Below are 11,890 nucleotides of genomic sequence, written 5' to 3'. Positions count from 1 at the left end.
AGAAGGTCACGGGGATGTCCGAGCGGGACGACGAGGAGCGCGAGTTCGATCTGCGGTGGGCGGACGGCGCCGCGCACAAGGAGCCCTCGGCCCGCGCGCGGATGCTGGCCGCCCGCTGGAAGGAGAACCCTCCCGGACCGGTGCCGTTCCGCGCCGAGCCCGAGTACCGGGGGCCGGCGGTGCGCCGCCCGTGGGTGTCCACGGTCGTGGTGCTCGGCTGTGTCGTCGCGGTGATCCTTCTGCTCGGGTACGCCGGCGTCGGCCCCTACTGACCCGGGTCAGTCGCCCTGGGCGACGGCGACCGTCGGCGGGGTGCGGGAGGCGCGCAGGGCGGGGACCGTGCCCGCCGCCGCGGTCACCAGGACGAGGGCGGCGAGGACCGCCGCGAGCTGTCCCGCCGGCACCGTGAACGGGGCGCTCACCTCGGCGACCCGCACCACCAGCCACGAGTACGGCACTCCGAGCGCCAGACCGAGGATGCCGCCCAGGACGCCGTGGAGGGCGCACTCCAGCGTGACCGTACGGCGCACGGCCGCCCCGCCGAGGCCCAGGGCCCGCAACAGCCCGAACTCCCGTCGGCGCTCGACCACGGTGAGGCTCGCCGTGGTGGCGACGCCCGCGACCGCGACCAGGACGGTCAGGCAGAGGAGCAGCACCACCGTGGTGGCCGTCGTGCGCAGGTCGTCGTCCGAGCCCGTGCGGGTGGCCGCGTCCTCGGCGACGATCCGGCCGTCGCCGCGTCCCGGTCCGGTGAGCGTCGCGGTGACGGCCCGGTGGGCGCGGGCGCGGCCCTCGGCGCCGTCCTCCGCCGCGTCGGCGGTGATCAGGGTGGGCGCGGGGCCCGCTCCCAGGCGCGTGAGGTCGGCCGGGGTCACGAAGAAGTCCGCGCCGTAGGGTCCGGCGCCGGGCAGCGTCGCCGCCACCGTGAGCCGGACGGGACGGCCCTCCGGCTCCAGCGTCACGCGGTCGCCCGCCTCCACGCCGAGGCGGTGCGCGTGCTCGGCGTCCACGACGACGTGCGCGGGGCCGAGCCGGCCGAGGGCGCCGGTGCGGGCGGTCAGGCCGGTGCCGGAGCGGACGGTGGTGAGGTCCAGGTCGGAGACGGTCGCGCTGCGGCCGTCGTCGACCACTTCCGCCGTACGGGACGCGGTCACGCCGGCCAGCTCGGGGCGGGCGGCCAGGTCGGCGACGAGCGTCCGGTCCAGTGTCCCGCCCTCCCCCGCGTACAGGTGGAAGTCCGCGGGCGCCTCCAGCGTCCGCTGGTACCGGTCGTAGGTGTCCAGGCTCGCGAGGCAGGTCAGGGTCGAGCCGACGAGGCAGACGCCGAGCGCCACCACGACCGAGACCGAGGCGGCCCGGCCGGGCGCTCCCCCGACGCCCGCCACCGCGAGCCGGCCCGCCGCACCGGTACGGCGCAGCGGTACCGCGAGGGCGGACAACACCGGCCGGACCAGCAGGGGGCCGAGGGCGATCAGCGCGAGGAAGGCGAGTCCGCCGGAGACCACCACGAGGGTCAGCGCCGCGAACCGGTCGTACGCCGTGTCGCCCGGCTCGGGCAGTCCCGCGTACTGCTGCCGGGCGAGGAGCACGGCGCCCGCCGCGCAGAGCACGCCCAGCAGGGTCCGCCCGGTGCCGCTGACCGTGCTCTCCCCCGAGGTGGCGGTGCGCAGCGCCTGGAGCGGGGAGACACGGGAGGCGGTGAGGGACGGGGCGAGCACCGCCAGGACCGCGAGGAGTCCGGTGCCGAGCACGGTGAGGGCGGCCTGCGGCAGCGGGAGCGCGGCGGGGGCGGACAGGCCGTGCCCCAGGCGGGCGGCGACCGGCGGGACGAGCCGGGCGCAGCCCCACGCGGCGAGCACGCCGGCCGCGCCGGCCAGCAGGCCGACCACCGCGCCCTCGGCGACGAGGGCCGCCGCGAGCCGCCTCGACGTGGCGCCGACGGCGCGCAGCAGTGCCAACTGCCGTACACGGCGGGCGAAGACGATGCGGAAGGTGGAGGTGGAGACGAGCACGGCCGCGCCGACCGCGACAGCGAGGAAGACGCCGGCCAGCTCCAGGGTGTCGCTCGCGTCGGCGACGGCCGCGCGGGCCTCCTCGTCACGCACCTCGTCCCCGGACCGTACGACCGCTCCGGGCACCGCCCGCCGGATCCGCTCCGCCGCCTCCGTTGCCGCGGCGGGGGTCTTGGTGCGGACGTCGACGCGGGAGTAGCCCGGCATGCCGAGCAGCCGCACCAGGTCCGGGCCGGGCGCGTACCCGGTGGGCTCCCCGGCGCCGGTGGCGGCGGAGCGGACGACGCCGGTGATCTCGACCGGGACGCGCCGGGTGCCCTCACCGTCGGGCGCCGGGAGCAGCAGGGTGAGCGACGACCCCGGGGCGAGTCCGTACGCCTCGGCGGCCCGGGTGTCGACGGCCAGCCGGCGCGGGCCTGAGGGGTACGCGCCCTCGACGGCCCGTACCTGGGCGAGGGCGCCGGAGCCGGGGTCCGCGGCGAGGGCGAGGTAGCGTGCGGCGGCGCTGCCGCCGACCGGGGTGCCGCCCTCGGCCCGGCCGGCGGCCTCGGTGACCCCGGGCGTCCTGCGGATCGCGTCCAGTCCGGCCTCGCCGATGCCGGCCGCGTCCTTCCGCGTGACGACGAGCGACACCGCGTCGGGGGTGCCGCGGAACCGGTCGACGACGGTCGCGGTGACGATCTGCTGGGCCATGACGGCCCCGAAGACGACGAACGCGGCGATCAGCAGCGACAGGCCGGTGGCCGCGAACCGGCCCGGTCTGCGCAGGAGTTCGGCCATCTGGGAGCCCAGGACGGTCGCGCGCCAGGGGCCTCTCATCGCCGCCTCCCGAGGGTGTCGTCGGGGGTGGTGCGCTCGTCCCCCACGACGCGTCCGTCGGCGAGGGTCAGCACGCGGTCCGCGTAGCGGGTGGCGGCGGGGTCGTGGGTGACCATCACGACCGTCCGGCCGAGTTCGTCGACGGCCCGGCGCAGCATGGTGAGCACCTCGGCGCCGGCCCGGGAGTCGAGGTTGCCGGTGGGTTCGTCGGCGAAGACCACGGCGGGGCGGGCGACCAGCGCGCGGGCGACGGCGACCCGCTGCTGCTGCCCCCCGGACAGTTCGGCGGGGCGGTGGGTCAGCCGGTCGGCGATGCCGAGGACCTCGCACAGGTGGTCCACGCGTTCGCGGTCGGGGCGGCGGCCGGACATGGTGACGGGCAGCACGATGTTCTCGTAGGCGGTGAGCTGCGGCAGCAGGTTGAACGACTGGAAGACGAAACCGATGCGTTCGCGGCGCACCCGGGTCAGCTGCCGGTCGGTCAGCCCGGTGAGCTCCGTGCCGTCGAGGACGACGCTGCCGGAGGTGACGGTGTCGAGTCCGGCGACGCAGTGCATGAGGGTGGACTTGCCGGACCCGGAGGGGCCGACGACGGCGGTGAACCGGGCGCGGCGCACGGCGACGGACACCCCGTCGAGGGCGCGGACCTCGTCGGCGCCCTGGCGGTAGGTCTTCACCAGGGCGGTGGTGGTGATGACGTCGTCGGGTGCGGGGCCGCGCGCGGCGGCGTGGGCGGTCATGGTGACGCTCTCCCCGGCCCGGTCAGGAGCCGAGCGGCGGCAGGGTGAGGGTGACGCCGGAGTCCACGCAGTGGCCCCGCGCGTCTTCCTGGAGGCTCTTCACGTCCTTCGCGGACGGCGCCTCGGCGGAGTTCTTCGCGGTCTCCAGCGCCCAGCCCTCGTAGCGGGAGATCTTCGCCCCGAGGTAGCCGTCCTCCATCGTGGCGCGGCGTTCGTCGCCGGTCTCCTTCCACCACTTCTCCGCCTCCGGCACCGGCCCGGCGGCGATCCGCGCGCCCTCGGTGACGATGCGCTGCGCCGTCCTGCAGTCCTCGGCGGACGCCTGGCTCAGCTCCTGGCGGTCCTGCCACCAGTACGCGCCCCCGGCGGCCAGGGCGGCGACGACCGCGCCGGCGAGGGCGCCGAGGATCAGGCGGTCGCGCGTGCGGTTGTGCTTGTTCGTGGGCGTGCCGGTCATGGTGGTCATGGGGTCCCTCCCGTGTCTTCTCGGCCGCGTCCTGCGACACCGAGAAGTCTGGGATCCGGGGGCCCTCGGCGGATCGGTCACGGATCCGAGATCGCGGGCGGCTCGTCCGGTACGCCGGGCGGGCGCGCTCTGCGCCTGTGGGGGCAGAGGGCGGGTGAGCCTCTGCCCCCTCAGGAGGAGGCGGCTCAGGGGGACGGACGCACCAGGCCGGACTCGTACGCGAAGACGACGGCCTGGGCGCGGTCCCGCAGATGCAGCTTGGCCATCAGGTTGCCCAGGTGCGTCTTCACCGTGGCCTCGGCGACGTACAGTTCGGCGGCGATCTCGGCGTTGGACAGGCCGCGGGCGACCAGGCCGAGCACGTCCCGTTCGCGGCCGGTGAGCAGACCGAGGCGCTCCGACTGCCCATTGGCCGGGGAGAGCCGGTCCGAGACGCGGTCGAGCAGCAGCCGGGTGATGCGCGGGGCCACCACCGACTCGCCGGCGGCCAGGACGCGGATGGCGTGGACGACCTGGTCGGCGGGGGCGTTCTTCAGCAGGAAGCCGCCTGCTCCCGCGCGCAGGGCGGCGAAGGCGTCCTCGTCGTCGTCGAAGGTGGTGAGGACCAGGACGCCGGGCGGGCTGTCGCGGCGCATCAGCCGCTCGGTGGCCCGGATGCCGTCCATGACCGGCATGCGGACGTCCATGATGACGACGTCCGCGTCGACCTCGTCGAGCAGGTCGAGGGCCTGCTGTCCGTTCTCCGCCTCGCCGACGACCTCGATGTCGTCCTGGCCGGCCAGCACCATGGAGAAGCCGGCCCGGATGAGCGGCTGGTCGTCCACCACGGCCACCCGGATCGGCCTGTCGGTCCCCGTCATCGCTCGGTCCTCACGGAAGTCCTCGTCGCCTCTGGATGCCCGGTGCCCGCCGAAGTCCGCGCGGCCACCGGCGTCTTCGTCCGCACCGGCATCGAGGCCCGTACGTGCCATCCGCTGCCGAGCCGGGGGCCGGCCTCGAAGGCGCCCCCGGCGAGTTCCACCCGCTCGCGCATCCCCACCAGCCCGTTGCCCCCTGACTCCCCGACGGTGGCCCGGCCCGCGAGGGCGCCCCCTCCGTCGTCGGTGACGTCGATCAGCAGCGTGCCGTCCTTCTCGCGGACGCGGATGTCGACGCGAGCCCCGGAACCGGCGTGCCGGAGGGTGTTGGTGAGGCACTCCTGGACGATGCGGAACGCTGTCATCTCCTCCGCCGGCGACAGCCTTCCCTGGTCCACGTCGACGGAGAGGTCCACGGTCAGCCCGGCGGTCCGCGCGCGGTCCGCGACGGTCTCGATCTCGTCGAGGGTGACCAGCCGCCGGTCCTCCCCCGCGCCCTGGGTCCCGGGCCGGCCCTCGCGCAGGACCCGCACGATGCGGTGCATGTCGTCGATGGCGTCCCGGCCGGTCGCGGCGATGGTCTTCAGCGCGGACTCCGCCATGTCGGGCGACGTGCGCAGCACGGCCCCGGCGCCGTCGGCCTGGAGGATCATCACGGCCAGGCTGTGCGCCACCACGTCGTGCAACTCGCGCGCGATCTCGGCGCGTTCGCGGACCGCGGCGAGCCGGGCGCGCTGCTCCTGCTCCCGCTCGGCGTGCCGGGCGCGGGCGGCCTGGCTCTCGGCGTAGAGGCGGCGGGTGTGCAGGGCGAAGGCGGTGAGCCAGACCGTCAGCGTCAGGCCCCAGAAGATCAGCAGGGACTGGCCGTCGCCGAATCCGTCGAGGCCCAGGAACGGCACCCCGAACGAGGCCGCCCCGGTCGCCAGCAGCACCGCGCCGCCCGCCGCGTACGGCATCCACGGGGTCCGGGAGTGGTGGACGACCGACATCATGGCGAACAGCACGGCCACGTCGTACGCGGCGGGCGCGTGGGCGGGCGGGGGGTCGACGGCCGGGTCGTGCAGCAGGAACTGCACGAGGGCCAGCGCCATCACGACCGCCATCACCGTGCCGGGCCGCTTCCTGCGGGCCAGCAGGGCCAGGGCCATCAGGGCGCCCAGCATCAGGTCGTGGTCGCCGGCGTAGTCGTACGCCGCGACCAGGACCGCCAGGGCGAGCGCGACGTCGACCGCGCGGCCGAGGACGCGTGCGTACCGGCCGGACGGCGCGATCCACGGAACCGGGACCCTGCTCTCCTCGGTCAACCGTCCTGCCTCTCTCCTCCACCAGGCACGGCTGCCGGGCAAGTGCCGTGCGATGCCCACGACTTCGGGGTGTGCGACACCTCGCCGCCCATACTGCCTCAGCTCGCTCCCGGACCGGACACGACGGTGCCGGGCGCCCCCGCGCGGGGGCGCCCGGCACCGGACGCGGGATCGGCGGCCGCGGCTCAGCGGCTGTAGCGCATGAGCGCTCGCACCATGTGGCACGTGGTGTCCGACGGCGGGTGGACGCCGATCAGCTCGGCGGCGCCGCGGATCGTGTCGTTGCGCGCCTGGCTCGGGTGGTACACACCGGAGTCGAGCAGGGCGATGGCGAGACGCATCGCCTTCAGGCGGCGGTTGTGGGTGACGTACCACTCGCGCGGGCGGCCCGGCGGCAGCGGGCGCTTCTCCACCGGGGCGCAGGGCAGTTCGAGCAGGACGGGTCGCTTCGCGGTGGACTGGACGGGCAGGGGCTTCGGCTTGAGTGCGGCAGCGGGCACGGGCATCCTCCTGTCGCGGTCGGGGCCGTCGTCCGGGGTCCACGGCGACCTCGGCGATTCCCTCGAACACTACGTCCATTCTACGGGGCGGCACCGACAATCGGCAGGCTCGCTTCGGCCATCAAATGCGCAGGTGGGATTGGTTTTTGAGGCTTCGGGACGGGTGGTGCGGGAGGGACACGCGGGCGGCCCATAAATCGAACAAGCAGGGGTGCGGCGTACCGTGTGCCCCATGGAGATCTGGATCAACCCCGCCTGTTCCAAGTGCCGCAGCGCGATCAGCGTGCTCGACGCGGAGGGGGCGCAGTACACCGTCCGCCGTTACCTGGAGGACGTGCCGGCCGAGGACGAGATCCGGGAGGTGCTGGAGCGGCTCGGTCTGGAGCCGTGGGACATCACCCGGACCCAGGAGGCGGCGGCCAAGGAACTGGGGCTCAAGGAGTGGCCGCGGGACGCCGGGGCACGGGACCGCTGGATCGCGGCGCTGGCCGCGCATCCGAAGCTGATCCAGCGGCCCATCATCACGGCGGACGACGGCACGGCGGTGGTGGCCCGCACGGAGGACGCGGTACGGGACGCGCTGTCCCGCTGAAGCCCGTCCCGCCGGCAGCGCCCCAGCTCGAGACCCTGTGACGCAGGCCACTTGGGCGACTTGGGCCGGCCGCTGAGCAACTGCGTTCGGTATCTCGTACATAGCGGCGTACGCTCCCCCGATCCATTGGAGGCGCGCATGTCGCGCAGGAGAAGTCTCGGCCCGAAGAAGAAGCTCGCGCTGCTGTTGAGCGCGGCCACGGTGGCGGGCGGCGGCGCCTTCGTCATGGCGGCCACGTCCAACGCCAGCCCGCCGGCCGCCACCACCAAGTCGGCGGCGAACTCGACGGTCTGCCAGGGGCTGGCCACCGCGCTCGGCAACAACGAGCGGTTCATCGCGGACCAGCGGGCCAACCCGGACGCCCAGTCCCAGGCGCGGATCGCCAACCGCGAGGCCGTCATCGCGCAGATCAAGGTCCAGCAGGAGGCGTCCGGGTGCGCGGTGGGGGAGTCGGCTCAGGGCTCCCAGCCGGCGCAGCCGGAGCAGCCCGCCCCGTCGCAGCCCGCCGCGGGCGGCCAGGAGGGACAGGCGGGCCAGGACGGTCAGGCGGGCCAGGACGGCCAGGCGGGCGGCGGCGCCGCGGCCGGTGAGCAGGTGTGCAACGGCTCGACCGTCACCCTGTCCGGCGAGGCCGGCGCCCCGGCCGCGTCCAGCAACCAGTTCCCGGCCGGCACCAGGCTGAAGGTCACCAACCTGGACAACAACAAGTCCACGACGGTGGAGGTCACCTCGGTGTCCGGGAGCTGTGTGCTGCTCAACAACGCCGCCTTCGAGCAGGTCCGCGAGCCGGGCAAGTTCCTGATCCGCCGGGCCGTGATCGAGAAGGTGGGGTGAGGTCCACGCACGGGTGAGGTGCCGGGGGCCCGCCGCTCAGGAAGGGAGCGGCGGGCCCTCACACGTCGTCACACCTTCACGTCCCATCGCATACACCCGGCCCCCTCCCCCGCACCCTCACGGAGTGGCGCCGGGCACACGGGCGTCCGGTAACACGGGGTTCACACATGGGCAATGGACGGGAAATCGCCCGTTGACAAGCTGCGGGGCATCGACGGCGGCGCCCCAGTGCCGCAGCGCCGCAGCATCCGCACCGAGCGCCCAGACCCACCCCGAAGGATGTGGACCGTGAGCTTCAAGGCCGAGTACATCTGGATCGACGGCACCGAACCGACCGCCAAGCTGCGTTCCAAGACGAAGATCCTGGGCGACGACGCGAAGGGCGCCGAGCTGCCGATCTGGGGCTTCGACGGGTCCTCCACCAACCAGGCCAAGGGCCACGCCTCCGACTGCGTGCTGAAGCCGGTCTTCGTCTGTCCGGACCCGATCCGCGGCGGCGACGACGTCCTGGTGCTGTGCGAGGTCCTGAACACGGACATGACGCCGCACGAGTCCAACACCCGCGCCGCGCTGGCCGAGGTCGCCGAGAAGTTCGCCGCGCAGGAACCGATCTTCGGCATCGAGCAGGAGTACACCTTCTTCAAGGACGCCTACCCGCTGGGCTTCCCCAAGGGCGGCTTCCCGGCCCCGCAGGGCGGCTACTACTGCGGTGTCGGCTCCGACGAGATCTTCGGCCGTGACGTCGTCGAGGCCCACCTGGACAACTGCCTGAAGGCGGGTCTGGGCATCTCCGGCATCAACGCCGAGGTCATGCCCGGCCAGTGGGAGTTCCAGGTCGGCCCGCTGGCCCCGCTGGAGGTCGCCGACCAGCTGTGGGTGGCCCGCTGGCTGCTCTACCGCACCGCCGAGGACTTCGGCATCGCCGCCACCCTCGACCCCAAGCCGGTCAAGGGCGACTGGAACGGCGCCGGCGCGCACACCAACTTCTCCACCAAGGCGATGCGCGAGTCCTACGACGCGATCATCACCGCCGCCGAGTCGCTGGGCGAGGGCTCCAAGCCGCTGGACCACGTCAAGAACTACGGCGCCGGCATCGACGACCGCCTCACCGGCCTGCACGAGACCGCCCCGTGGAACGAGTACTCCTACGGCGTGTCGGACCGCGGCGCCTCGGTCCGCATCCCGTGGCAGGTCGAGAAGGACGGCAAGGGCTACATCGAGGACCGCCGCCCCAACGCCAACGTCGACCCGTACGTGGTGACCCGTCTGCTGGTCGACACCTGCTGCACCGCGCTGGAGAAGGCCGGCCAGGTCTGATCCGCACCGTACGACTCCCGAGGGGCGCCCGCCGGACGGTGGGCGCCCCTCGCGCCGTCTGCTTCAATGGACCCATGGCCGGCTTCCGCACCCACGACGCGACGGGTCGACGTGACCTGGAGCCGTTCTGGCCCTCCCGTCAGCACCACGACTTCGACCGGGTGTGTTGTCGCGCGACGAACGCGCCGGCCCTGTAACGCCCGGAGTTCCTCCCGGCCTTCGGCCGCCGCGCACCGCGTACGTCCCTCGACGAACCCTTCGCGCGAAAGAGCTGACGTCCCATGGCGACCACCCCTTCCCTCTCCACCCCCGTTCCCGCCGCCTCCGTCCCGCCCGCCCGTGCCCGGCTGCATGCCGTCGACCGGGACGACGTGGCGGCCGTCGCACGGCTGCTGCCGCCCGGCGCCACCTTGCTGCCCGCCCCGCCGGACGCGGTGCCCGTGCTGCCCGGCCGTCCGCCGATGGTCGGCTACCTGGTGCTGGTCCCCGCCGACCGGCAGCCGCCGTACCCCGCGCCCGCACCCGTCGGCGCGGCGGAGGACACCGACGCGCTGATCCGGGTCGACCCGGTACGCCGCACCGCCGAGGTCGACGGCCGCCGGCTCGACCTGACGTACCTGGAGTTCGAGCTGCTCGCCCATCTCGTTTCGCACCCGGACCGGGTCCACACCCGGGACCGTCTGGTGTCCACGGTGTGGGGGTACGGCCATGTCGGCGACGGGCGGACCGTCGACGTCCACATCGCCCGGCTGCGCCGCAAGCTCGGCCCGGAGTTCCGCGACGCCATCCGCACGGTGCGCCGCGTCGGCTACACGTACGTGCCGCCCGTGCGGCGCTGAGCGCGCGGCCCGGTCTGCCGACAGCAGATCCTCCTTCCCCCGTGCCGCCCGGCGGGGCAGAGTCCCGGTATGAGACTTCTGATGCTGGGTGGTACGGAGTTCGCGGGCCGGGCGGTCGTCGAGGCGGCCCTCGGACGGGGCTGGGAGGTGACCGTCTTCCACCGGGGACGGCACGCGGCGCCGGACGGCGTCCGCCTGCTGCTCGGCGACCGCACCGCGGTGGACGGGCTGGCGGCGCTCGACGAGGACCCGGGCACCTGGGACGTCGTCGTCGACACCTGGTCGTCCGCCCCGCGCGCGGTGCGGGACACGGCGCGGCTGCTGCGGGACCGCGCCGGGCGGTACGTGTACGTGTCCAGCCGCTCGGTGTACACCTGGGCGCCGCCCGCGGGGTACGACGAGGAGGCCCCGGTGGTGGAGGGCGCCTCCCCGGACGCCGGGCCGACGGACTATGCGCGGGACAAGCGGGGCGGGGAGCTGGCCGCCGAGGAGGCCTTCGGCGCGGACCGCTCGCTGCTGGTGCGGTCCGGGCTGCTGCTCGGGCCGTACGAGAACGTGGGACGGCTGCCCTGGTGGCTGAACCGCATGGCCCGCGGCGGTCCGGTGCTCGCCCCCGGCCCGCGGGACCTGCCCCTGCAGTACGTCGACGTCCGCGACCAGGCGGAGTGGATCCTCGACGCGGCCGAGCAGGGGCTGGCCGGGCCGTACAACCTCACCTCGCCGTCGGGGCACGCCACCATGGGCGAGCTGCTGGAGGCCTGCGTGCGGGTGACCGGGGGTCCGGCCGAGCTGCGGTGGACGGCGCCCGAGGTGATCCTCGACGCCGGGGTGGAGCCGTGGACCCAGCTCCCGGTGTGGGTGCCGCCGCACAGCGACCTGCACGACACCCTGCACGCGGCGGACGTCTCCCGGGCGGTCGCCGCCGGGCTGCGCTGCCGCCCGGTCGCGGAGACCGTCGCCGACACCTGGGCCTGGCTGCGGGAGATCGGCGGCACGGCCCCGCAGCGCCCGGACCGCAACGCCAAGGGGCTGGACCCGGAGGTCGAGGCGAGGGTGCTGGCCGCGGCCTCGGGGGTGTAGGGAGCCCTACCCCCGGACGGGGGCCGGGCCCGGTGTGCGGGCGGCCGACGACGGCGAGGCCGGGCCCATGACGACCGGGCCGTCATGACCGGGACGGACGGACACGGCAGGGTGAGCGCGGCGCCGGGCTTCCCGCTCGCGGCGGTACGGGGGCCCGCGCCGGCGCCGAGGTCGCTGCCGGACGCGGTGCGGCGGTGGTGGCGGACGGCACGGCGACCGGCCCGCAGGTGATCCGGCGGCTGCCTGCGCGGCGGTCCGCCGGGGACCGGCCGCCAGAGCACCGGACGCCCCGGGAGCGGGAGGTGCCGGAGCCGATGGCGCAGGGGCGGACCCATGCGGCCGTCGCCGCGCGACCGGTGGTGAGGGAACGGGCCGTCGCCGAGCACACCGCGACCGTCTTCGCGAAACCGGGCCTGGAGGTGCCGGACGACGACAACCGCCGCGAGCCGGCGGTTCTCGCGTGTCCCGGCCACGGCCGGTGAAACCGGACGCCGGGCTTCACGCCGGGTGGAGGAGCGGCAACTCCCGGT

General features: G+C 74.7%; 12 protein-coding genes and 1 pseudogene. 7 read left to right on the top strand and 6 right to left on the bottom strand.

The annotated features are described in order from the left end of the window. Positions 1 to 14 precede the first annotated feature (14 nt). Entirely contained in the window at positions 15 to 272 is a 258-nt protein-coding gene (locus ELQ39_RS23285; protein ID WP_225626694.1) for an SCO2583/SCO2584 N-terminal domain-containing protein, read from the top strand. 6 nt (positions 273 to 278) lie between these two features. Here ELQ39_RS23285 and ELQ39_RS23280 read toward each other — a convergent pair whose 3' ends face one another. The 6 genes from ELQ39_RS23280 to ELQ39_RS23255 all read right to left on the bottom strand — a co-directional run bounded on the left by ELQ39_RS23280 (position 279) and on the right by ELQ39_RS23255 (position 6,698). Further along, a complete protein-coding gene (locus ELQ39_RS23280) occupies positions 279 to 2,831 on the bottom strand; it encodes an FtsX-like permease family protein (RefSeq protein ID WP_242593777.1) in 2,553 nt (850 codons plus the stop codon). Beyond that, positions 2,828 to 3,508, bottom strand: coding sequence for an ABC transporter ATP-binding protein (locus ELQ39_RS23275; RefSeq protein WP_391665026.1), 681 nt, complete (start codon positions 3,506 to 3,508; stop codon positions 2,828 to 2,830). The genes ELQ39_RS23280 and ELQ39_RS23275 overlap by 4 nt, the downstream gene beginning before the upstream one ends. Positions 3,509 to 3,593: 85 nt before the next feature. Further along, entirely contained in the window at positions 3,594 to 4,037 is a 444-nt protein-coding gene (locus tag ELQ39_RS23270) for a hypothetical protein (RefSeq protein ID WP_225642284.1), read from the bottom strand. Positions 4,038 to 4,222: 185 nt separating this feature from the next. Then, positions 4,223 to 4,897, bottom strand: a complete 675-nt coding sequence (locus ELQ39_RS23265; protein WP_225626698.1) for a response regulator — start codon at positions 4,895 to 4,897, stop codon at positions 4,223 to 4,225. Beyond that, a complete protein-coding gene (locus ELQ39_RS23260; protein ID WP_242593773.1) occupies positions 4,894 to 6,198 on the bottom strand; it encodes a sensor histidine kinase in 1,305 nt (434 codons plus the stop codon). The genes ELQ39_RS23265 and ELQ39_RS23260 overlap by 4 nt, the downstream gene beginning before the upstream one ends. A gap of 185 nt (positions 6,199 to 6,383) precedes the next feature. Next, positions 6,384 to 6,698: a hypothetical protein gene (locus ELQ39_RS23255; protein ID WP_190000296.1), complete on the bottom strand. Its 315-nt coding sequence runs from the start codon at positions 6,696 to 6,698 to the stop codon at positions 6,384 to 6,386. Positions 6,699 to 6,930: 232 nt separating this feature from the next. Between ELQ39_RS23255 and ELQ39_RS23250 the strand changes: the two genes are divergently transcribed. The 6 genes and pseudogenes from ELQ39_RS23250 to ELQ39_RS23225 all read left to right on the top strand — a co-directional run. Continuing rightward, positions 6,931 to 7,290, top strand: a complete 360-nt coding sequence (locus ELQ39_RS23250; protein ID WP_190000297.1) for an ArsC/Spx/MgsR family protein — start codon at positions 6,931 to 6,933, stop codon at positions 7,288 to 7,290. Between the two features lie 138 nt (positions 7,291 to 7,428). Further along, positions 7,429 to 8,124 (top strand): septal ring lytic transglycosylase RlpA family protein, encoded by a 696-nt coding sequence (locus ELQ39_RS23245; protein ID WP_242593771.1) that lies wholly within the window; start codon positions 7,429 to 7,431, stop codon positions 8,122 to 8,124. A 288-nt stretch (positions 8,125 to 8,412) separates the two neighbouring features. Then, complete coding sequence (gene glnII / locus ELQ39_RS23240) at positions 8,413 to 9,441, top strand: glutamine synthetase (protein WP_190000299.1); 1,029 nt, start codon at positions 8,413 to 8,415, stop codon at positions 9,439 to 9,441. Positions 9,442 to 9,722: 281 nt separating this feature from the next. Continuing rightward, positions 9,723 to 10,280, top strand: coding sequence for a winged helix-turn-helix domain-containing protein (locus ELQ39_RS23235; protein WP_242593769.1), 558 nt, complete (start codon positions 9,723 to 9,725; stop codon positions 10,278 to 10,280). A gap of 69 nt (positions 10,281 to 10,349) precedes the next feature. Beyond that, complete coding sequence (locus tag ELQ39_RS23230; RefSeq protein WP_242593768.1) at positions 10,350 to 11,360, top strand: NAD-dependent epimerase/dehydratase family protein; 1,011 nt, start codon at positions 10,350 to 10,352, stop codon at positions 11,358 to 11,360. A gap of 194 nt (positions 11,361 to 11,554) precedes the next feature. Beyond that, a pseudogene (locus tag ELQ39_RS23225) lies at positions 11,555 to 11,842 on the top strand (DNA-binding response regulator); the annotation flags it as partial. Between the last annotated feature and the right edge of the window lie 48 nt (positions 11,843 to 11,890).

It is taken from the genome of Streptomyces sp. GB4-14 (assembly GCF_022696125.1).
GTDB lineage: Bacteria > Actinomycetota > Actinomycetes > Streptomycetales > Streptomycetaceae > Streptomyces > Streptomyces werraensis.
Note: the sequence above shows the minus strand (reverse complement) of the source record. Positions and strands in the feature narration are given on the sequence as shown.